Below are 20,558 nucleotides of genomic sequence, written 5' to 3'. Positions count from 1 at the left end.
CAAGAGTTGACGCGTCAACTCTGTATGCTACTCCCATGTTGGAGCCGGCGGAGTGGGAGTTCTGGGACACCTGGATGCGCGCCCACCGGCTGCTCGTCCGCGAACTCGACCGCGGGCTGCAGCGCGACTGCGGCATCTCGAAGGCCGAGTTCAGCGTGCTCGTGACACTGGACCGGCCGATGCGCGTCGGCGAGCTCGCCGACGCGCTCGACTGGGAGAAGAGCCGCGTCGCCCACCTGCTGACGCGGATGGAGCACCGCGGCCTGGTGGCGCGGACCGAGGACGGCGCCACCGGACGGCGCACCGGGATCGAGCCGACCGAGGAGGGCCGCCGGACGGCGGAGCGCGCCACCCGGGCGCACGGCGCCAACATCCGGCGGCTGGCCCTCGACCGGCTCACGCCCGAGCAAGCCGCGGCGATCCGGGCGTGGAGCGAGCAGCTGCTCGAGTCCGGTTAGAACAGTGCCGCGACCAGGGCGACCAGTGGCGGCACCGCCTGCGCGAGGGCACCGCCCCGGCCCGCGCCGCGCGGCCGGCTGAGGGCGAGCAGGTCGGACACGCCGAGGGCGATCCCGGCCAGGGCCATGTACGCGCAGGCGTAGAGCACCAGCGCACGCCCGGCCCCGGCCTGACCGGTGTGCAGCAGGACCAGCCCGGCCACCGGCCCGGCGGCCAGGAACAGGTTGTAGAAGCCGACGTTGAACGACCACAGCCGGGTGGCGGGCAGGTTCGCCGTGGGGATCTTGAAGATGCCCTCGTGCACGCCCGGCCGTTCGAACAGTACGACCTCCCACGTGAACGCGAGCAGGTGCACCAGCGCGGCGATCCCGGCGAAGACCTGGACCACGGCGTTCACGGCCGCACCAGCTCGACGCCGTGCCGGCTCGCGACCTCCGGGATCCGCTCCGCCGGTGCCTGGTCGACGTCGCGGAAGAAGCGGCCCATCGCGTCGGTCAGGCTGACCGCGAGGAACTTCGCCGACGGCGTGTGCACGGTGAAGGTGTTGACCGCGCCCGCCGGGATGCTGATCGACGCGCCGGGCCCGAGGTCGTGCAGCTCGCCGTCGACGTAGACCGTGATGCGGCCGTGCAGCACGTAGAAGCTCTTCGCCCAGGGCTCGGCGTGCGGCGGGACCGACGGCCCGCGGGGCGCGTCGACCTCGAACAGCTCGTAGGCCCCGCCGGTGTGCTCGGCGCCGACCTTGACGGTGATCAGGGCGTCCTTCGAATCGAATTCCGGGCCTTCGCCCGGTGCGCTGAAGTGGGTCATGCCACCGATGCTGGGCGCCGCTGTGGCCGGGGGACATCCCGTGAATGTGGGATACCCGCGCCGGCGGTCCGCGGCGCATACTGCCTCCATGTGGGAGGGTCGGGCGCAGGGCGCGCGGCGCGACATCGCCGCACTCGCGACGGCGGGCCTCGGGGTCGCCGAGCTGCACGCCGCCGCCATCGAGCTGGTCGAGCGGGTGGTGCCCACCGAGCTGACCTGCTGGGCGTCGCTGGACCCGGACACCGCGGTGATCAGCTCGATGACCAGCGGGCGCGCCCGGATCCCCGGTGAGTTCGAGCCGCTGCTGGCGACGTACGAGTACGACGGCGCCCAGCCGCACACCTTCGCCGAGCTGGCCGCGCGCCCGGTGCCGGTGGCCCGGCTCTCGGACCTGCCGCACCGGGACGTCGAACGCAGCGGCCGGCTCAACGACGTCTGGCGGCCCCTGGGCCTCGGCCACGAGCTGCGCGCGGTGTTCCGCGTCGACGGGACGTCGTGGGGCGCGGCGGGCCTGGTGCGGCGGGGCGAGTTCAGCGACCGCGAAGTCGAGTTCCTGACGGCGATCGCGCCGGCCGTGGCGGCCGCGACGCGGGTGGCCGCGCGCACGCGCGACACGGGGGAGCGGGCGGACGCGGCGATCGTCGTCGCCGGCCCGGACGGCAGGCAGCGGGCGGCCACCGCGGCGGCCGCGGCGTGGCGGTCCGAACTGGACGAAATCGCGCCCGGCCGGTTCGCGGTGCTGCTGCGGGCGGTGGTCACCGGTGCGCGGGCGGCGTCGTCCGGCACGTTCCGCGCCCGGGTCCGCGACGCCCGCGGCGGCTGGATCGTGTTGCACGCCAGCAGGTTGGTCGCCGAGGACGCCGACGAGACGGTGGTGACGGTCGGCCGCGCGTCGGGGGCCGAGCTGCTGAGCGTGCGGCTGGCGGCCTACGGCCTGACCGCCCGCGAGCGCGACGTCTGCCGCGAGGTGCTGGCCGGCCGGTCCACAGTGGACATCGCGGAGCGGCTCGGCATCTCGGCCCACACGGTGCAGGACCACCTCAAGTCGGTGTTTGGCAAGGCGGACGTGCGGAGCCGGGGCGAACTGACGGCGAAGCTGCTTTCCTGACCATTCCGCGCGCGGGAAACGGCCGTGCCGGTTTCGCCCGGAATTGCGGTGCCGGTTTTTGCGACTGCATGCTACGGTCCGCAAATTGCAGGGCGGCCGAGCCGAGGGGGCAGCATGTCCGACGACACCACGCGCTACCTGTGTGCGGCTTCGTACCTCGATCCCCGCTACAGCAAAGAGGCGATCACCGAGTTCCTCGTCGAGCCGACCCGGCCGGTCCCGCCGTCACCGGGCCTCGACGCCGGCCGCGTGCTGACCGAGGCGGTGCGGGCGCGGGCACGCCGCAAGAACTACGACGGCCTGCTGGTCGGGCTGATGGCCGTCGTCATCGGGTTGTCGTGGGACAACCCGCTGCTGTACGGCTGGATCGTGCTGTCGGTCATCCTGCTCGTGGCGCGGAGCGGGAAGAACGCGACCGCGAACGACCGCGTGTTCAACCCCCGGACGATCGCGCTGCTCCTCGCCGCCGCCGTGGTCGCGTGGCTGCTGCTGCTCTACTCGGACGAGATCTTCGACTCCCGGAGCTCGTATTCGTCGCGCTACGCCGAGGACATCGACTTCGGCGACTCCTCGGGCGACGACACCGCCCGGGTCGTCCTCGGCATCGTGCTGGCCGTGGTCGTGCTCATGGTCGTCACCTTCGAGCGCTGGTCGCTGTGGAACCTGCTGACGACGCGCTTCAAGCGCTTCGCCCCGCCGTCCCCCGACACCGGCAGCCTCTCCGGGTTGTTCACCGAAGACTTCCGCGCGCAGCTCGGCCGCTACCAGCGGGGTGACGAGTTCGCCGGGGCGCCGGGCGCGCCGCTGGTGGTGTACCGCGGCTACAAACCGTTCGTGGGCGCGGGTTTCCGCCGGGACGCCTGGTCGATGGCGATCCCGCTGGAGCGGCTCGACGACGACGAAAGCGACCCGGAGACGCGGCGGGAGCTGACCACCGAGACGTTGTACGAGGAGATCCGCGGGGCGATCGCGAACCTGCGGGAGTCGGCCGCGCTGTCGCCGGACCGGCGGCTGGGCGGGCTGACCGTGACCGACGCCGTGTTCACCCCGGCGGCCGAGCTCATCGACCACCTCACCGACGCCGAGGCCGCGTCCTTCCTGCCGGACATCGAGTACCCGCCGCACACCCGGCTGACCGAAGCCGACGTCGAACGGATCCGGCGCGAGCCGAAGGAGTGGGCGCGCTACTACCTGTGCTTCCAGGTGGAGACCTGGGACCGGGATCTGGTGCTCACGACGTTCCTGCACGTGGCGGTGGACGACACGACGCTCTACGTCGAGTGGACGCCGTTCATGCTGCCGCCGATCAAGGCCGAGTACCGGGTCGTGGACAAGATGCGGCAGGAGTCGCTGCGCCCGTTCGGGCAGGGGCTGCTCGCCTGGCTGGAGCTGCCGGCGAGCCTGCCGGGCCGGATCGCGAACCTGGCGTCGTGGATCCGCCAGCCGAAGCGCGAGGCCGGCGTCCTCGACCCGGAGCGCTACGGCGCGTCGAGCACCCTGCGCGAACTCGCGGCGGTGAACCTGTTCGCCGACTACTTCCAGCTCGTCGACGTCGAACGCTACGAGAAGATCATCGGAAGCAGGCTGCTGCCGACGATCGGCAAGCTGCTCGCCGACGCCGGGTTCTCGACGGCGCAGTTCGACGAGCAGGCCGCGGTCGTGATCAACAACGACATCAGCATCGCCGGCGACAACCGCGCCCCGATCACCCAGACCGGGCAGCGCGGCCCGCGGCCGCGCGTGCCGAAGACAACCGCGCGCAATGCCGGAACGGAGGCCTGATGGGACACCGGATCACGAACAAGGTCAGCATCGGCGGGGACAACTCGGGCCGGATCACCCAGACCGGCATCGAAGGCGGCAGCGCCGACGAGACGGTTTCCTCGCTGCTGCAGCTGGTCGAGCGGCTGACGGCCGAAGTGCGCGGGAAGGATCTCGCGAAGCAGGAGGTGCTGGAGGACACGCTCACCGACCTGGCGGAAGACCTCCGCGCGGGCGACGCGGCGGAGCCGGCGGTGGTGCGCAGCCGCTGGGAGAAGGTCAAGGGCCTGCTGGGCGGGCTGGCCCAGTTCTCCGAGCTGGTCGCGAAGATCTCCGACCAGGTCCAGAAGATCTTCACCTGAGCGCCGCCTCAGAGCACTTTCCGCAGCAACGCGGTGACCTCGTCCGGCCGTTCCATCCCCGGGAGGTGGCCGGTGTCGGGGAGTTCGACGAGCTCCGCGTTCGGCAGCGACGCCGCGAGGTGGTGGGACAGCTCGACGAGCCCGCGGGCGTCCGCCGTCCCGATCACCACCGTGGCGGGGGTCGTGATCTCGCCCAGCCGGTGCCGGGTGTCCGGGATCTTCTCCGTCCACTGTGGAGCGGTCCAGTCGTGCCGGTAGACCTGCTCGCACATTTCCCGCACCAGCGCGAGCATTTCCGGCGGCAGGACCGAGACGTCCCGCTCCGGCCCGGCGACCAGGTAGCGGATGTTCGCCTCGGCCATCGCGCGCACATCCGTCTCGTCGACGTCGATCTCGCGAGCGGCGTACTGGGCGAGCCGCCCGGCGGGGAGTATTTCCGTGGTCAGCCGCGCGATGTCCCGTTGCATGTGGTCCGGCCACGGGTGCCCGGTCAGGCCCGAGCCGAGCAGCGCGAGCCGGGTGATCCGCTCCGGCGCGGCCAGGGCGGCGTCCAGCGCGCACGCCCCGCCCATCGACGCCCCGACCAGCGCGGCCTGCTCGATCCCCCGGGAGTCGAGCAGGGCCAGCAGGTCCTCGAAGTGGGCGTACTCGCCGGGGCCGTCGGCGGTTTCGCCGAAGCCGCGGCGGTCGTAGCGGATCACCCGGTGCGTGGCGGCGAGCGCGGTGAACTGGGCGTCCCACATCCGGCGGTCGCCGATCGCGGCGTGCAGCAGCACGACGGCGGGCCCCTCTCCCGCTTCGTCGTAGCCGAACGCCGTCCCGCCCACCTCGATCGTCGCCATGGGCCCAAGCTAGCCACCCGACCGTGTCACACACCGCAGTTTTCGCTCAGGGCGAGCGATTAAGGTGCCAACCATGACCGACGGATTCGACCTGACGCGCGACGGCGAAGTCGCCCGGCTCACGCTGACCCGCCCGGAGAAGATGAACGCGATCACCTACGGCATGTGGTCGGCGATCCCGGACGTCGTGGCCGAGGTCGACGCCGACCCCGCGGTGAAGGTGCTGGTGATCGCGGGGGCGGGGAAGCACTTCTCGGCGGGCGCGGACATCAGCGAGTTCGGCGAGCTGCGCACCACTGCCGAGGGCGCGGCGAGCTACGACAAGGCGGTCGAGGGTGCGGTGGCGGCGCTGACCGCGCTGCGCAAGCCGTCGGTGGCGATGATCCAGGGCAACTGCATCGGCGGCGGCTGCCAGATCTCGGTGGCCTGCGACTTCCGCTTCGCGGCCGAGGGCTCCCGCTTCGGGATCACGCCGGCGAAGCTCGGCATCGTCTACCACTTCGACTCGACGCGCCAGCTCGTGTCGCTGGTCGGCCCGGCCCACGCGAAGTACTTCCTGCTGTCGGGCGAGCTGATCACCGCGGGCCGCGCCCGCGAGATCGGCCTGCTCAACGACGTCTTCCCGGCCGCCTCGCTGGAGGCCTCGACGCGGGAGTTCGCCGCGACGCTCTGCTCGCGCTCGCAGGCGTCGATCCGCGGGATGAACCGGATCATCGAGAAGATCGTCGCGGGCCAGGAGACGTCCGACGCCGAGGTCGAGGAGATCCGCTCCGAGGCCCTGCACGGCGTCGACTACGCGGAGGGCGTCGCCGCGTTCCTGGAGCGCCGTCCGCCGCGGTTCACCTTCCGCTGAAACCGTCCACTTCGGACGGTTTGGGTCTCAGCCATCCAGGTAGGCGTGGAAGTGCTCGGCGACGACGTCGGTCACCCCGGCGGGGTCGAGCCGCCCGTCGATTTCGATGACGCGGATGCCGAGCTCCCGGGCCGAGCGCACGGCCTGCGCGGCGAGCATCCGGTCGCGCGTCAGGCGGCTGCGCTGTCGCGGGATGGCCGGCTCGTCCGGCCGGTGGCGCAGCTGGTGCTGGCGGAACAGCTCGGTCGGCACCAGCACGACCATCCGGCTCGGCGAATCCACGAGCGGGGCGACCAGTTCCGGGCGCAGGCCCCGCCCCTCGGCGACGATCGGCCGCGGCGAGGTCAGGGCGCGCAGATCGGCCAGCGCGCACTCGAACCGCTGCCGGAATTCGGCGAGCACGGCGGTCAGCTGGTCACCGGCCGGGACGTCGTCGGCCGGCGCGGCACCGGGCCGGGCCCGGTCGTCGTGGTGGTAGGTCGTCAGCCCGTGCCGCGCGGCCAGCAGCCGGGCGACGGTCGACTTGCCCGTCCACGGGGCACCACCGATCCAGAGCGTCTTGCGCAGCGTCCCGAACGGATCCGAGGTCATCGTTCGACTATTGCGGCACCGGCGCCCCGAAGGCCAGAGTTCCGGCGCTGGTTGATCCGTTCAGCTCAGGGCTCGGTTTCGCCGTCGACGACCAGCACGGTGGCGTCGTCGGCGAAGTCCGGTTTCCCGCCGAGCCGGAAGTGGAACCGCGAGCCGGGCCGGACGGCCGCGATCACCTGGGTTTCGGCCGTGTCGAGCACGATGATCGAAAGCTCGGTCGTGATCGGCTCCGGCCGCAGGACCTCGGGCACCACCGGGATCGGCAGGGTCCCGCTGACCGAGCCGGAACCGTCGTCGGCCCCGGCGTCATCGACCGGTTCGAAGGGCGGCGGCGGGACGAGCCGCGGCCGGCGCCGCCACCAGAGCCCGGCGATCAGGCCGGTGAGCAGTCCGCCGGTGCCGCTGACGGCCGACGCGAGCCCGACGCCGAGACCGGAGGGTTCTTCGACGGGGTCGGCTTTCGGAGCGGGCGCCGGGGGAGTGCCCGGCAGTGGCCCGAACCGCACGGCGGGGTCCCGGGCGTCGTCGGGCAGCTGCAGCACCTGGCCGGGTTCGATGGCGGTGGGGTCGGTGAAGGGCGTCCCGTCGGGTCTCGGCCGCCCCCGGTTCAGCTCGAAGATCTCGGGGAACCGGGTGCCGTCACCGAGAGCGCGCTCGGCGATCTTGAACAGCGTGATGTCGTCGGGGTTGCCGGCGTGCGGCACGACGTAGTACTTGACGGCCGGCGGAGGCGGCTGGGTCTGCGCGAGCGCCGGACCCCCGGCGAGCACGGCGCAGAGGACACCGGCGGCCCCGGCTCGCCCGAGCACGCGGCGCACCGCGGGGTTCGCGACCATCGTCGGCACCTCTCCCCGGCGACCCCGGCGGGTCCCGGTGTTGCCCCTTTACACGGGGCCGGAGCGAGTGCGGTTCAGATCTCGTCCCACGGCACGGTTTCGTACGCCTGCGCGGGCAGCCTCACCGCGCGTCCCGGGGGTCGACTTCACCTGCGGCAGATCACGAGCCCGCGGACCCGCCCGTCCCGGACCTGCATCGCAGTGAAATGGCCGTAGGAGGTCATTCCCGCGACGAAGGCGCCCGGGCCGAGCGGGTCCCGTTCAGCTCGATGCGCGCCGTCACTACTGGACGGTGACGCCCGTGAACTTCACCTGCTTCGTCGGCGCCCCGGTGCCGTCCTGCGGGTTCGGGTTCGCGATGCCGGCCTTGGCGACGGCGTCGAGGACTTTCAGGCCCTCGTCGCTGATGCTGCCGAACACCGAGTAGTCCGCCGGGAGGCCGTCGGCGTTGCCGTAGACCATGAAGAACTGGCTGCCTCCGGAGTTCGGGGCGGACGTCTTCGCCATCGCGAGGATGCCGCGGCCGTACTTGATCTCCGGGAACGCCTCGTCCGGCATCGTGTAGCCGGGGCCGCCCTGACCGTCCTGCGTCGGGTCGCCGGTGGCCGAGGGGTCACCGCACTGCAGCATCTGCAGGCCCTCGGTGCCGAGCCGGTGGCACATGGTGTCGTTGTAGAAGTTCTGCTTCGCCAGGCTGACGAAGCTCTGCACCGCGCAGGGCGCCAGCGCCCGGTCGAGCGTCAGCGGGATGTCGCCCGCCGTGCTCTTCAGCGTCACGTTCACCGTGCCGGTCGACGGGACGTTCTTGCCGTCGGGCAGGTTCACCTTCTTCGGCGCCTTGCCCGTCGTGTCGGCCTTGAAGTCGCACGTCGTCGGGTTCGGCAGCGCCGTGGCCCGCTTCGGCAGCGCCGTGCGCTGCGTCGGGATCTGGAGGTCGGTCGGCGGTGGGGCGGCCGAGGACGACGCCGCCGTGTCGGTGGCGTCACCGCCGTTGGCGCTCACGATCCACACGACCACGCCCGCCACGACGAGCACGGCCACGCCGACGACACCAGCGCCGATCCTCCTGCGTCGCTTCTGCTGCTCCAATCGGCGCTCGAGCTGCCTCTCGAGCTTGCGCTTCGCAGCTTCGCGGCGCTGCTGGTTGGTCGCCACCCCGTACCCTCCAGGTTTCCGCTCGTGTCACACGTCTGAGGTAGCGGCAGTGTATGGGCACAGCCTGTGAGGACCATGTACAGGGCCCGCTAGTCTCAACCCGATCGTGATCGGCGCCATCCGGCGCGGATGTCCGGGAGGCGTTCGGTGCTCGTCGTCGGGTTCGGCAGCGGCCCGCTGCAGGCCAACTGCTACCTGCTGGCGGCGGCCGCCGGCGGGCCCTGCGTGGTCGTGGATCCGGGGCAGGAGGTGACCGCCCCGCTGACCGCCGCGCTCGCCGAGCACCGGCTGGTCCCGGCGGCTTTCGTGGCCACCCACGGCCACGCGGACCACGTCGCTTCGGCCGCTTCGCTGTCGGCTGAGCACGGGGTGCCGCTGCACCTGCACCCGGCCGACGCGCAGCTGTACGACGGCGACAGCGTCCCGCTCGAGTCCGGCGGCTTCGCCGGGCTGGACATCGACGTCCGGCCGGTGCCGGGGCACACCCCGGGCTCGGTGGTGCTGGGCCTGGCCACGGCCGAGGGCGGCCGGATCGCGCTGACCGGCGACACGCTGTTCGCCGGCTCGGTCGGCCGCGGCGCCGACCCCGGGGCGGTGCGCGAACTGCTGACGAGCCTGCCGGACGACACGGTGGTGCTGCCGGGCCACGGCCCGGCGACGACGATCGGGCGGGAACGCGCGGGCAACCCGTTCCTCGCCGGGACGGGGGCCTGAGCATGGCGGAAGAGACCACCGAGCGGCTGGCGCTGTTCGAGGAGGACCCGCGCGGCCGCCGTCGCCGCGGGATCTCGGGCCTGATCGGCGTGGTGATCGTCGCGGCCGCGTTCGGCGGGGTCGCCGGCCTGATCGGCGGCACGCTGATCGGGCTGGTCGTGGCGCTGGTGATCGCGCTGCCGCTGCTGTACGTGATGGCCGTCAGCATCCGCCGCCGCGTCTGGCTGGAGGGCTCGACGCTGCTCGTGCGGACGTGGGGCCTGCGCCGCGTCGACCTGACCGCCGCGACGCGGCTCGACCTGGTGATCGGCGACGTCCGCGGCTCCCGCACGGTCAGCCTGCTGGTCAACGCCGGGCAGCGCGGCAAGGTGGCGAAGGTCGACCTCGCGGTGTTCTCCGGCACCGGCGGCCGCGAGCTGGGCATCCTGCAGCTGCGGAAGCTGGCGAACGCGCTGATGAACAACACCGAGGCGAACGGCCTGGTGTTCGGCGAGCTGCTGGTCGCCGAGCTGAAGGCCGAAGCGCGCGGCTCCGGCGTGGCGGACCGCCCGCTCTACCGGCTGGCGTCGGTGGCGCCGTCGGGCAAGTACGTGCAGCGGTTCACGATGGAGGCGGTCAGCCGGTTCGTGGCGACTCTCGACTGAGCTCCTCGTCCGCCTCGCGCAGCTGCTCGAGCTGGTAGACGAGCTCCGGGACCTCCTGCGCGATGTAGGCGGCGAGGCGCTCGACGTGGTGCAGGGTGGCGCGGACGTCCTCCAGCGCGGCGGCGATGCGCGGCAGCGACTCGACGGCCTGGACCGTGGCCGTGGCGACCCGCAGCGCGCCGCGGACGAGGTACCTCGGTCCGGCGAACAGGAACACGGCGCCTCCCCGGGTCGGCTGAGGCCTTCCTACCGCGTTCGCGCAGGTCGGGCTCGGCCGGGGTGCGCCGGTGTTACGGGTGGGACGGAACGGCCTTCGTGGTGCTGCTGAGGTACCCGGCGGGCTCGCGGGAGGCGATCAGCGCGGCCAGGATCGTGGTCACCGGGACGGCCGCCACGATGCCGACGCTGCCCGCGAGCGTCCGGACGATCTCCTGCGCGATCTCTTCGCTGCCGAGCAGGGCGCCCAGCCCGACCCCGGAGATCGACGAGTACAGCAGCACCGGCAGCGCGGCCCCGGCGTAGGCCATCACGAGCGTGTTGACCGCCGACCCGACGTGGTCACGGCCGATCCGCAGGCCCGAGCGGTACAGCTCCTGCCAGGTCAGGTCCGGGTTCGCGCGCCGCAGCTCCCAGACCGCGCTGGTCTGGGTGACCGTGACGTCGTCGAGCACACCGAGCGCGCCGATCACCACGCCGGCCAGCAGGAGCCCGCGGGAGTCGATGCCGTGGCCGAGCGACCCGATGAGCGTCGACGTGCTGTCGTCGAGACCCGTCAGCGAGGCCGCGGCGGAGAAGATCGCCGACAGGACGCCGATGAGGGCCAGGCTGACCAGCGTGCCGAGGACGGCCGCGGACGTTCTCGCCGACAGCCCGTGCGTCAGGTAGAGCGCGATGAACATGATCGCGCCCGACCCGGCGATGGCCACGACCAGCGGGTTTTCCCCGGCCAGGATGGCGGGGAGGATGAACAGCGCGATCACGACGAAGGACAGGCCGAGCGCGACGAGCGCGGCCAGGCCCTGCCAGCGGCCCAGCACCAGCACGGCGACCGCGAAGAGCGCGGCGAGCACCAGCAGCGGGGTGCCGCGCTGGAAGTCCACGAGCTGGAAGCTGGCCGGGTCGCCGGCGTTGCCACCGTTGTAGGCGAGCACCACGGCGTCGCCCGCGGCGAACCGCGGCGTGCTCGGCTCGATCGGGACGGTCAGCTTCAGCTGCTTCCCGCTCGCCGGGCCGTCGGTCATCGTGAGGTCGACGGTCAGGCAGGGCTTGGCGTTCGGGTCCGTCTGGTCGCCGACCTGGACCTGCCCCTGGGCGAGGCACGGGCCGGTGGCGGTCGCGGTGATGTCCGCGGCGACGGGCGTGCCCTGCGGGACGACGCTCGTCGGATCCGGCTTGCCCCAGGGGTAGAGCACGATCATGCCGACGACCGTCGCCAGCGCGAGCGGGGCGAGCAGCCAGATCAGCAGGAGCTTGACGCGCTTCGACGCCGGGGCGGCGGGCCCGTGGCCGTGCCCGTGGCCGTGGCCGGTTTCGGGCTGGGGCTCGGGTTTCTTGGCGGGACGCGGCTTGACCGCGGCGGAAACCCGCTGCGGCCCGGTGTCCCCGCGCCGGGCGGCGCGCTGCGGTCCGGTGTCGGCGCGGCGGCGAGCGGGGTCCGCGGCGCGGCGCGCGCCCTCGGGCGGCGGGGTCCGGCGAGCCGGTTTCCGGGGCGCACCGGGCGTTCCGGACGTACCTCGTGCCGGCGAAGGGGACACCTCGTCCGTGATCCGGCGAATCGGGCCGGTGGCGTCGTCGTCGGTGTCGGGGCGGTTCACGCGGACATCCTGACAGCGGGATCGCACCGCCCGCGCGAGGGGCCGCCGAGGGTCCGGTTCGTCCCGGTGCGTCAGCCGTAGGCCTGGCGGACGTGGACGCGCCGGTACGCCGACGGCGGGGTGTCGAAGTGGTCGAGGAAGGCCTGGCGCAACGTCTCCGTCGAGCCGAAGCCGCAGCGGCGGGCGATCGTCGCCAGCGGGAGGTCGGTGCCCGACAGCATCCGCGCCGCGTGCTCGGTGCGGACCGTGCGGACGTACTTGCCGGGTGTCGTGCCGAGGTGGGCGTCGAAGAGCCGGGTCAGCTGGCGGGTGCTCAGGCCCGCCCGGACGGCCAGCGCCGGGGTGCCGAGGTCGGCGTCGAGGTGCTCGGCGATGTACGCCGTGAGGTCGCGGACCTCGCGGTGCTCCGGCGGCGGGCCGGCCAGGAACAGGCTCACCTGGGCCTGGTTGCCGGGCCGCTGCAGGTACGTCACCAGCGACCGGGCGACTTCGCGGGCCAGCGTCGGCCCGTGGTCGGCCTCCACCAGTGCCATGGTCAGGTCGAGCCCGCTGGTCACCCCGGCGGCCGTGTAGACGTTCCCGTGCTGGATGTAGAGCGGCACCGGATCGACCGTGACCGCCGGGTAGGCGTCCGCCAGCTTCGCCGCCCAGCGCCAGTGGGTCGTCGCGCGGCGGCCGTTGAGCAGGCCCGCCGCGGCGAGCACCTCCGCGCCGGTGCAGACCGACGCCACCCGCCGGCTCGTCTGGGCCAGCCGCCGGATGTGGGCGAGCACGCGCTCGTCGGACGCCGCCGTCGTGCTGCCCCAGCCACCGGCGACGACCAGCGTGTCGAGGTCGGCCGCCACCTGGTCGAGCCGCAGGTGGGGCTGCAGGACCAGGCCGGAGCACGTGCGGATGGCCTGGCCGTCGATCGTGGCCAGCCGGATCTCGTAGGGCGGGCGGGCCCCGTGGCGGTTGGCGGCGTCGAAGACGTCGGCGGGGCAGGCGACGTCCAGCAGCTCGACGTCGGGGAAGCCGACGATCGTGACCCGTCTGGGTGAACCTGCCATGATCGCACGCTAGCAGCCGGACCGGCCTTCGGACGCGGTTCGCAGGATTTCGGACATCGGCGTCCGGCGAACCGGACGGCGCCGCCAGGGTGGGGCCATGACCGCTGACCAGAAGACCCTCGCCTTCGTCGTCTACCCGGGCCTGACGCCGCTGGACCTCGTGGGCCCGCTCCAGGTGCTGAGCGCACTGGCCCAGATGGACGCCGGCTACCGGACCGTCGTCGTGGGCGCCACCAGGGACACCGTCGGGACCGACACGCCGCTGAGCGTCGCGCCGAGCCACACGTTCGACGAAGTGCCTTCGCCGTACGCGGTGCTCGTGCCGGGCGGCACGGTGCCGACACTGCGGGCGATGGCGGACGAGCGCCTGCTCGCCTGGCTGCGCTCCGCGGCCGCCGGCGCCGAGCTGGTGACGTCGGTCTGCACCGGCTCGATGGTCCTCGGGGCCGCCGGCCTGCTCGAGGGCAAGCGGGCGACGACGCACTGGATGTTCCGGGACCTGCTGGCCGGGCTGGGCGCGACGCCGGTCGCGCGGCGCTGGGTCGAAGACGGCCGGGTGATCACCGCGGCGGGCGTGTCGGCGGGCATCGACCTCGCGCTGCACCTCGTGGAGCGGCTGGCCGGGCGGCAGGTCGCGACGAACGTCCAGTTCGCCATCGAGTACGACCCGGAGCCGCCGCAGGGCCGTCTGGACTGGGCGAACCAGCCCTACGGCGACCTCAAACCGCTGCGCGAGCACACGCTGCGGGCCGGGCTGGCCGATCACCCGGAGCTGCTGGGCAAACTGATGGCAAACGCCTGAACCAACGTCGTCGGCCATCCGGGTGATCGAGGGAAAAGCCCAGCATCGCCACGGCTAGATTCAGCTCGCTCGATCAGGTGATCTCGCGGGTGGGGTGTAGTCGTGCGGTTCCAGGTCCTCGGTCCGCTGACCGCCTCCGTGCCGCTGCCGTCGGCGGCCCAGCCACGGCGGCTGCTCGCCGTGCTGCTCGCGCGCGCCGGCCAGTTCGTCGGCCGCGACACGCTGGTCGACGAGCTGTGGCCGGACGGCGCGCCGTCGAGCGCCGCGGCGATCGTGCAGGTCACCGTGTCGAAGCTGCGCAAGACGCTCTCGCCCGGCCTGGGGGCCGCCGAGGCCGGGCAGCGCCTGCGGTCCGGGCCGCGGGGCTACGCGCTGGCCGTCGAGCCGGGGGAGCTGGACGCGGACGACTTCCTCGCCCTGCTGGCCGCGGGCGCCGACGACCGGGCGCAGCGCCGCCGCGCGCTCGAACGGGCGCTGGCGTGCTGGCGGGGCGACGCGTTCGCCGACGTCGCCGGCGGGCCGCTGCTGGAGGCGCACAAGCTGTGGCTGGAGGACCGGCGCTCGGCGGCGCTGCTGCAGCTGGTCGAGCTGGAGCTCGCCGACGGCGACGGCCGGGCGGTCGTCGAGCGGCTCGACCCGGTCGTCGCGGCCCGGCCCGCCGACGAGCGCTTCGCCGCCAGGCTCGCGTCCGCGCTCGGCGCCGTCGGCCACCGCGAGTCGGCGCTGGAGGTGCTGCGCCGGACGCGGCGGGCGCTCTGGGAGGAGGCGGGGGTGTGGCCGGGCGACGACCTCGTCGCGGTGTACCGCCGGATCGCCGGCACCGAATGGACGACGCCGGGCCCGCCCGCCCAGCTCCCGCCGGCGGTGCCCGACTTCACCGGCCGCGTGGCCGAGCTCGCCGGCACCGTCCGGGCCCTGCGGGGCCCCGGACCGGTCGTGCTGCACGGGGCCGCCGGGGCCGGGAAGTCGGCGCTGGCCGTCCAGGCGGCGTGGCGGACGCGCCGCCGCTTCCCCGACGGTCAGCTGACCGCCTCGCTGCGGGACGCCGAGCCGGCCACCGTCCTCACCGGGTTCCTGCGCCTGCTCGGCGCCACGCCGGCCGAGCTGGCCGACCGCGCCGGCCTGACCGGGGTGTGGCGCAGCTACACCGCCGACCGGCGGCTGCTGGTGCTGCTGGAGGACGTGACGTCCGAAGCGCAGGTGCGGGCGCTGCTGCCGAGCGGGCCCGGGTGCGCGACGCTGGTGACCACCCGCCGCGAGCTGCCCGGCCTGTGCGGGGCGCGGCCGGTCCCGGTCGGCGGTCTGTCCACAGAGGACGCCTGGGCGCTGCTGGCGGCGATCGTGGGGGAGGCGCGGCTGCGTGCGGAACCCGCGGCGGCGCAACGGGTTCTCGAGTGCTGTGCCGGGCTCGCGCTCGCGGTCCGCGTGGCGGGGGCGAAGCTCGCGGCGCGGCCGGACCAGCGGGTGGCCGAGCCGGCGACCCGCTTGGCCGACGACCGCCGCCGGCTCGACGAACTGGCCACGGGCGACCTTTCGGTCCGGGCGGCGGTGACTTCGGCCCTGCGGGAGCGGCCGCCGGCGGACCGGTCGTTGCTGAGGTCGCTGGCGGCGTTCGACGGACCGGTGCCGGACTGGTGCGCGGCGGCGCTGCTGGACCGTCCGGTGGAGGAGGCCCGCGAGCGGCTCGAGGAGCTCGCGGCGACGCACCTGGTGGAGCGGGACGCGGCGGAGTCCGTTGCCGTGGAACAGACCGGAGGAGACGAAGCTCGTGGTCCGCTCTCCCGGCGGGCCGGCCGCACCGGAACCCGCTGGGCCGTCCCGCCGTTGACGCGGCTCGTCATCACCGAAACCCCGGAACCCGACCCCGCGGCCCTGCGCCGCGCCTGCGAAGTCACCCTTGCTTTCGCCGAGCACGCCCGGGGCCTGTCGCGGACCGATGCGCCGAAGCCCGCTCCCGGGGTCTGGGCGGCCGAAGAGACCGCCCACCTCGCCGCGGCCGCGCGGCTCGCCGGAGCGCACGGCTGGCACGACCTCACCGAACGGCTCGCCGACGCCTGCACCGCGCTGGCCGGCACGCCGTGGCTCGGCCACGCCGCCCGGGCGGTGTCGGTGCTCGGGCTGGCCGCCGCCCGGCGGCGGCGGGACCCGCGCGCGGAAGCCGAAAAGCTCTACAACCTCGGCTCGGTGCACTGGCAGCACGGCCGCGGCCGGCAGGCCCGCAACTACTTCGTCATGGCCGAAACCCGCTTCCGGCAGCTCGAGGACCCGCAGGGCACCGGCGCGGTGCTGGCCGCGCTCGCCGACGTCCACCTCGACAGCGGTGACCCCCGCGCCGCCGAAGCCGAGCTGGTCGAGGCCCTCGGCCTGCTGCGCGCGTGCGGCGACCGCCACGGGCAGGCCGCCGCGGCCGCGCAGCTGGGGTCGCTGGCCGAGGACGTCGGGGACGTCCGGCGCGCGGTCGAGAGCTTCGAAGCCAGCATGCTGCTGGCGAGCGAGTGCGACGACGGCCGCGGGCACGACCAGGCCGCCAAGCGCTACGCCGACGTCCTGCGCCGCCACGGCGGTTACGACCGGGCCGCCGACCTGCTCACCGGCGCGCTCGGCGGCGCCGTCCGCACCCGCGAGCGGCACTGGGAGGCGCACGTCCTGCGCAGCCTGGGCGCGCTGCACACCGAGGCCGGCGAGCCGGGTGACGGCGAACGCCTCCTGACGCGGTCGCTGGAGCTGTTCGAGCAGATCGGGCACCGGCACGCCGCCGCCTACACCCACCGCTGCCTCGCCGAAGCGCGCCGCCGCGCGGGCGATCCGGCGGGCGCGCGGTGGCACCTGCGCGTCGCGATGGGCGTGTTCCGCGAGCTGCGCGACCGCCGCGGCGCCGGCTACACCCTGCTCAGCCTCGGCCGGACCCACGCCGACGAGGGGGCCGCCCCCGAGGCCGCGCGGCTCCTGCGGACGTCGGCCGGCCTCTTCCGCGAGCTCGGCTTCCCGTTGTGGGAGCTGCGCGCGCTGGGGGAGCTCACCGCCGTCACCGGTGAATCCCCGGCCCGGGACCGCGCTCGTGAAGTCTTGACGAAGATCAGGACCTGACCGGGGCCGGCCCCGGTGCGCGGCGCGGGCGTTTGGCGAAGTTATGGCCCTCCCGATTTGGCTGCCGCCGTTCGGATCGTCGTACCCGAGGAGGCAAGGCATGCCGGGACAACGAATGCTCGCGCGCGTGGCAGTGGGACTGACCGCGACGGCCGCGACGGTGGTCTGCGCGACCATCGGCACCGCGTCGGCGAGCGTCGAGGTCACCAAGCTCACCCAGTCGCAGGCGGCGTCGCAGCTGTCCGCCGCCGGGGTCACGCACTCGTCGAGCGGGGGCTGCACCGACCGCTACAACTCGACCTGCACGTCGTACGAGCAGATCAACCAGAGCACGGTCAGCGGCGTGATCACCCTCAAGCGCGCGAGCGGCTGCGCGATCAACATCACCGGCGGGACCGAGACCGGGCACGCGTCCGGCACCTACAGCCACTGGAACGGCTACAAGGTGGACATCTCGCACAACAGCTGCATCGACTCCTACATCAAGAACAGCTTCTCCTACATCGGCCTGCGCGGCGACGGCTACCCGCAGTGGAAGGCCGGCTCGGGCAACCTCTACTGCGACGAAGGCAACCACTGGGACATCACGTACTACACCTGCGGCTGCTGAGGTCGGCCCCGGCCGGGGCCTGCCCGTTCCGAGGGCTGCGGGCAGGCTCCGGTTACCGGCCGCTACCACGGGGTACCTCTCCGGGGTGGAGGTGAAGAAATGACTTCGCACAGCACCCCGGCCGGCAAGCAGCGGACCGCCGTCATCGGCGCCGCCGCGGGTTTCGTCCTGCTCGCCGGTCTCTACCTCGTGCTCGCCCCCTGGGTCACCGGCTTCGGCGGCGCGGGCGTGCTCGCGCTGAGCAACACCGTCGTCGGGTTGGTCTTGGTCGCGCTGGCGATCGCCCGCACCGCGACGCGGCGCCTGCGTTTCCTCGGCTGGGTCGTCCCGGTGCTGGGCGCGTGGACGGCGCTTTCGCCGTGGCTGCTGCGCTCCGCCGCCGAGACGCAGCCGTCGGCCGCGGCGCTCACCGGCAACGTGATCGCCGGCGCGGTGGTCGTGGTGGCGGGCGTGGTCGTGCTCGTCCGCGGCGACTGACCGCCGTTCCGCTCAGCCGCTCAGTTCGCGATGAACACCCAGTCCCCGGAGCCGGGCCGGTAGGGGCTGCCGGCCCGCTTGGCGACCACGCCGGGCAGGCCGTGCTGGCGGCTGGCGCCGAGGACGTCTTCGCCGCCTCCGGCGAAGTAGCGGGGGACCTGCCAATGGCGGTCGGTCACCGGCAGGCCGTCCAGCAGTTCCCGGCGTTCGGTGTAGGGCAGGTCCAGGGTCGGCCTGCCGTCGAGGTGCAGGACGTCGCAGGCGAAGTAGAACACCGGGCAGTGCGCCTTGAGGCGCTTCGCCGCGTTGCCGTCGGCCCGGCGGCGCTCCTCGAGCCCCTGGGGGTGGGGCTTGCCGTCCTTGATCACGACGACCTCGCCGTCCAGCAGCACTTCCGTCGACCCGAGCTCTTCGCCCAGCTTGTGCAGGTCGGGGTAGCGGCCGGTGACGTCGGCGCCGGTGTCGTCGTGCGCGGTGACGCGGCCGCCGGAGACGAGCAGCATCGTGCGCAGGCCGCCCCAGGCGAATTCGTAGGCCCAGTCGTCGTCATCGGCGGGCAGCTCGCCGGGGACCGCCGTCATCGGTTCGAGGAATTCCGGGGCGTCTTCGTGCCCCGGTTCGGCGGGGTCGAGCCGCCGCAGCATCCAGTCGCGGTCGTCGTCGGCGTTGTGCCGGTTGAGGAAGAGGTACTTGCCGCGCGCCCGCTCGCCGTGGAAGACGACCTCGACCTTGTGGTCGTTCCAGTGCAGGGTTTCGTACTTCCCCGTGTCCCACACGGTCATCCGGCCGCCGCCGTACTCGCCGGCGGGGATCTCGCCCTCGAAGGTGAGGTACTCCATGGGGTGGTCTTCGGTGTGCACCGCGAGCCGGTTCACCCCGGGGGCGAGCGGCAGCCCTCGCGGGACGGCCCAGGACACGAGCACGCCGTCGCGTTCCAGCCGGAAGTCCCAGTGCAGCCGGGAAGCGTGGTGCTCCTGGATGACGAAGAGGTCGTTGCCCCCGGGTTCCGGCGGGCCGTCGGGCCAGGGTTCGGGGGTGCGGTCCCGGCCGCGTTTGCCGCGGTACTCCTCGAGCCTGTCGGCCATCGGCGCCCGGTACCCCTTCCGCTCGGGAGCGTCCAGGGTACCGGGTGACCGGATCAGCCGTACTGGCAGACGGACGCGGTGCGGTAGCAGTTCGCGTAGTGGCTGATCTGGTGGTCGACGTCCGTCAGCCGGATGACGACGTGCTCGACTCCGCCGGGCACGGTCGCGCTCAGGCCGTGGGTCCCGATCGACCCGGTCACGTTGACGCCCTGGTCCGCGCAGGCCTTCTGCCCCGAGCCGGGGAACTCGTAGGGGGCGGTCACCTTGGCGGACCCCTGGTAGCCGGTGGCTGTCACCGTGATGCACTCGCCGGCCCTCACGAACAGGCTCGTGTCGCCGATGGTGACGGTCTTCAGCGACGTGGACCAGCTCAGGCTGCCGCTGAGGGCGGTAGCCAGCGTTCCGGAACTGTGGTTGACGTTGACGGTGAAGCCGGCGGGCGCTGCCGAGGCCACACCGGCGGTGGCCGAGACCAGCGCGGCCGCGGTGCCCGCCGCGGCGGCGATCCGAACGAGGTTGCGCATCGTTTCTCCCCTTCGTCGCGGAGCCCGGTGGCTCCACCGGCACCGGAACGCTCCGCTCCGCCTCGCGGTTGAGCCCGGCACGCCCGGTTCACCCGTTCGCTCGCGACGAAGAAGGCCCCCTCACCGCTTGGGTTCTAGTGGTGGTTGCAATGCCTGAGCTGTTCAGGGGTTGCAGTGTTCGAGATCCGGGAGGATCGCTCGCCTCAAGGTCCGAGGAAGCTGAGCGACGAGCGCCAGGCCTATCTTGATCTTGTGGCGCGAGGTGTGGGAACAGCCCAGGCGTGCCGGATCGTCGGGATCAACCGGCGGACCGGTCACCGATGGCGGACCGGACGGGCAAGCCAGGCCAAGGCCGGGCGGGAGACCGATCAACAGTCTTCCGCCCGGCCTGAGCCGTCGGTGGGCAGATTCCTGAGCGCGGACGAGCGGATCGTGATCGCGGATCTGCGACGCGAGGGCCGCTCGCTGCGGGCTATCGCTGCCGAACTGGGCCGCAGCCCGTCCACGATCAGTCGGGAACTGGCCCGCAACAGCCATCCCGGCTCGGGCGACTACCGCCCGCATGCCGCCCAGGCCCGCGCCGAGTCCCGCCGCCCGCGGCCCAAGACGGGCAAGATCGCCGCCTGCCCCGAGTTGCATGATCTGGTGCAGGGCATGCTGGAGGACAAGTTCAGCCCGGAGCAGATCAGCCGGCGGCTGCGCCGCGATCACCCCGACCGGCCGGAGCTGCACGTGACCCACGAGACCATCTACCAGGCCCTCTACGTCCAAGGCCGAGGCGAACTGCGCCGCGAGCTCACCACCGCGTTGCGCACCGGTCGAACCGTGCGCACACCCCGCCGCAGCAGTGAGCAACGCCGGCCACGCTTCACCGCCCCGGTGGTGATGATCAGCGACCGCCCCGCCGAGGCCGACGACCGCGCGATCCCTGGTCACTGGGAAGGCGACCTGATCATCGGCGGGGACGGAGCATCA

General features: G+C 73.3%; 23 protein-coding genes. 12 read left to right on the top strand and 11 right to left on the bottom strand.

Annotated elements, in window-relative coordinates:
- The first annotated feature begins 35 nt into the window (after positions 1–35).
- On the top strand, positions 36–458 hold the full coding sequence (locus tag ACWEVP_RS00115; RefSeq protein WP_452060412.1) for a MarR family winged helix-turn-helix transcriptional regulator: 423 nt from the start codon (positions 36–38) through the stop codon (positions 456–458).
- Here ACWEVP_RS00115 and ACWEVP_RS00110 read toward each other — a convergent pair.
- Both ACWEVP_RS00110 and ACWEVP_RS00105 read right to left on the bottom strand, forming a co-directional pair.
- Positions 455–856, bottom strand: coding sequence for a DUF1304 domain-containing protein (locus tag ACWEVP_RS00110; protein ID WP_452060411.1), 402 nt, complete (start codon positions 854–856; stop codon positions 455–457). The two genes, ACWEVP_RS00115 and ACWEVP_RS00110, sit on opposite strands and share 4 nt — an antisense overlap.
- Positions 853–1,269 (bottom strand): cupin domain-containing protein, encoded by a 417-nt coding sequence (locus ACWEVP_RS00105; protein WP_452060410.1) that lies wholly within the window; start codon positions 1,267–1,269, stop codon positions 853–855. The genes ACWEVP_RS00110 and ACWEVP_RS00105 overlap by 4 nt, the downstream gene beginning before the upstream one ends.
- Positions 1,270–1,357: 88 nt before the next feature.
- Between ACWEVP_RS00105 and ACWEVP_RS00100 the strand changes: the two genes are divergently transcribed.
- From ACWEVP_RS00100 to ACWEVP_RS00090, 3 genes are all read left to right on the top strand, one after another.
- Entirely contained in the window at positions 1,358–2,377 is a 1,020-nt protein-coding gene (locus tag ACWEVP_RS00100) for a helix-turn-helix transcriptional regulator (protein WP_452060409.1), read from the top strand.
- A gap of 114 nt (positions 2,378–2,491) precedes the next feature.
- The gene (locus tag ACWEVP_RS00095; RefSeq protein ID WP_452060408.1) at positions 2,492–4,159 is read left to right on the top strand and encodes a hypothetical protein; all 1,668 of its coding nucleotides are present in this window, start codon (positions 2,492–2,494) and stop codon (positions 4,157–4,159) included.
- A complete protein-coding gene (locus tag ACWEVP_RS00090) occupies positions 4,159–4,500 on the top strand; it encodes a hypothetical protein (RefSeq protein ID WP_452060407.1) in 342 nt (113 codons plus the stop codon). Before ACWEVP_RS00095 ends, ACWEVP_RS00090 begins: the two co-directional genes overlap by 1 nt.
- Before the next feature lie 8 nt (positions 4,501–4,508).
- Here the strand turns inward: ACWEVP_RS00090 and ACWEVP_RS00085 are convergent, their stop codons facing one another.
- Positions 4,509–5,342 carry an alpha/beta fold hydrolase gene (locus ACWEVP_RS00085; RefSeq protein WP_452060406.1) on the bottom strand — a complete coding sequence of 278 codons (834 nt, stop codon included), beginning with the start codon at positions 5,340–5,342 and terminating at the stop codon, positions 4,509–4,511.
- Between the two features lie 73 nt (positions 5,343–5,415).
- On the opposite strand from ACWEVP_RS00085, the gene ACWEVP_RS00080 reads away from it, so the two are divergent.
- On the top strand, positions 5,416–6,195 hold the full coding sequence (locus tag ACWEVP_RS00080; protein WP_452060405.1) for an enoyl-CoA hydratase/isomerase family protein: 780 nt from the start codon (positions 5,416–5,418) through the stop codon (positions 6,193–6,195).
- Between the two features lie 27 nt (positions 6,196–6,222).
- On the opposite strand, the gene ACWEVP_RS00075 is transcribed toward ACWEVP_RS00080, so the two are convergent.
- The 3 genes from ACWEVP_RS00075 to ACWEVP_RS00065 form a co-directional block, all read right to left on the bottom strand.
- Entirely contained in the window at positions 6,223–6,786 is a 564-nt protein-coding gene (locus ACWEVP_RS00075) for a hypothetical protein (protein WP_452060404.1), read from the bottom strand.
- Between the two features lie 65 nt (positions 6,787–6,851).
- A complete protein-coding gene (locus ACWEVP_RS00070) occupies positions 6,852–7,622 on the bottom strand; it encodes a LysM peptidoglycan-binding domain-containing protein (RefSeq protein WP_452060403.1) in 771 nt (256 codons plus the stop codon).
- Between the two features lie 282 nt (positions 7,623–7,904).
- Positions 7,905–8,777 (bottom strand): peptidylprolyl isomerase, encoded by an 873-nt coding sequence (locus ACWEVP_RS00065; protein WP_364465793.1) that lies wholly within the window; start codon positions 8,775–8,777, stop codon positions 7,905–7,907.
- Between the two features lie 147 nt (positions 8,778–8,924).
- Here ACWEVP_RS00065 and ACWEVP_RS00060 point away from each other — a divergent pair, with 147 nt between their 5' ends.
- A complete protein-coding gene (locus ACWEVP_RS00060) occupies positions 8,925–9,491 on the top strand; it encodes an MBL fold metallo-hydrolase (protein ID WP_452061298.1) in 567 nt (188 codons plus the stop codon).
- 2 nt (positions 9,492–9,493) lie between these two features.
- On the top strand, positions 9,494–10,135 hold the full coding sequence (locus tag ACWEVP_RS00055) for a hypothetical protein (RefSeq protein WP_452060402.1): 642 nt from the start codon (positions 9,494–9,496) through the stop codon (positions 10,133–10,135).
- Here the strand turns inward: ACWEVP_RS00055 and ACWEVP_RS00050 are convergent.
- The 3 genes from ACWEVP_RS00050 to ACWEVP_RS00040 form a co-directional block, all read right to left on the bottom strand.
- Positions 10,107–10,352: a hypothetical protein gene (locus tag ACWEVP_RS00050; RefSeq protein ID WP_452060401.1), complete on the bottom strand. Its 246-nt coding sequence runs from the start codon at positions 10,350–10,352 to the stop codon at positions 10,107–10,109. The two genes, ACWEVP_RS00055 and ACWEVP_RS00050, sit on opposite strands and share 29 nt — an antisense overlap.
- A gap of 73 nt (positions 10,353–10,425) precedes the next feature.
- Entirely contained in the window at positions 10,426–11,949 is a 1,524-nt protein-coding gene (locus ACWEVP_RS00045; protein WP_452060400.1) for a YibE/F family protein, read from the bottom strand.
- A 71-nt stretch (positions 11,950–12,020) separates the two neighbouring features.
- Positions 12,021–12,998: a GlxA family transcriptional regulator gene (locus ACWEVP_RS00040; protein ID WP_452060399.1), complete on the bottom strand. Its 978-nt coding sequence runs from the start codon at positions 12,996–12,998 to the stop codon at positions 12,021–12,023.
- A 97-nt stretch (positions 12,999–13,095) separates the two neighbouring features.
- On the opposite strand from ACWEVP_RS00040, the gene ACWEVP_RS00035 reads away from it, so the two are divergent.
- The 4 genes from ACWEVP_RS00035 to ACWEVP_RS00020 all read left to right on the top strand — a co-directional run bounded on the left by ACWEVP_RS00035 (position 13,096) and on the right by ACWEVP_RS00020 (position 17,974).
- Positions 13,096–13,800: a DJ-1/PfpI family protein gene (locus tag ACWEVP_RS00035; protein WP_452060398.1), complete on the top strand. Its 705-nt coding sequence runs from the start codon at positions 13,096–13,098 to the stop codon at positions 13,798–13,800.
- A 102-nt stretch (positions 13,801–13,902) separates the two neighbouring features.
- Positions 13,903–16,887, top strand: coding sequence for a BTAD domain-containing putative transcriptional regulator (locus ACWEVP_RS00030; RefSeq protein WP_452060397.1), 2,985 nt, complete (start codon positions 13,903–13,905; stop codon positions 16,885–16,887).
- A gap of 100 nt (positions 16,888–16,987) precedes the next feature.
- Entirely contained in the window at positions 16,988–17,497 is a 510-nt protein-coding gene (locus ACWEVP_RS00025) for a hypothetical protein (protein ID WP_452060396.1), read from the top strand.
- Positions 17,498–17,596: 99 nt separating this feature from the next.
- Positions 17,597–17,974 (top strand): SPW repeat protein, encoded by a 378-nt coding sequence (locus ACWEVP_RS00020; protein WP_452060395.1) that lies wholly within the window; start codon positions 17,597–17,599, stop codon positions 17,972–17,974.
- A gap of 20 nt (positions 17,975–17,994) precedes the next feature.
- Here the strand turns inward: ACWEVP_RS00020 and ACWEVP_RS00015 are convergent, their stop codons facing one another.
- Together ACWEVP_RS00015 and ACWEVP_RS00010 are read right to left on the bottom strand one after the other, a co-directional pair.
- Entirely contained in the window at positions 17,995–19,059 is a 1,065-nt protein-coding gene (locus ACWEVP_RS00015; protein ID WP_452060394.1) for a DNA polymerase ligase N-terminal domain-containing protein, read from the bottom strand.
- A 53-nt stretch (positions 19,060–19,112) separates the two neighbouring features.
- A complete protein-coding gene (locus ACWEVP_RS00010; protein ID WP_452060393.1) occupies positions 19,113–19,583 on the bottom strand; it encodes a hypothetical protein in 471 nt (156 codons plus the stop codon).
- Between the two features lie 174 nt (positions 19,584–19,757).
- Between ACWEVP_RS00010 and ACWEVP_RS00005 the strand changes: the two genes are divergently transcribed.
- On the top strand, positions 19,758–20,558 hold an 801-nt coding region (locus ACWEVP_RS00005; RefSeq protein ID WP_452060392.1), incomplete at its 3' end, for an IS30 family transposase.

The sequence above is a fragment of the Amycolatopsis sp. NPDC003865 genome, assembly GCF_053605345.1.
Note: the sequence above shows the minus strand (reverse complement) of the source record. Positions and strands in the feature narration are given on the sequence as shown.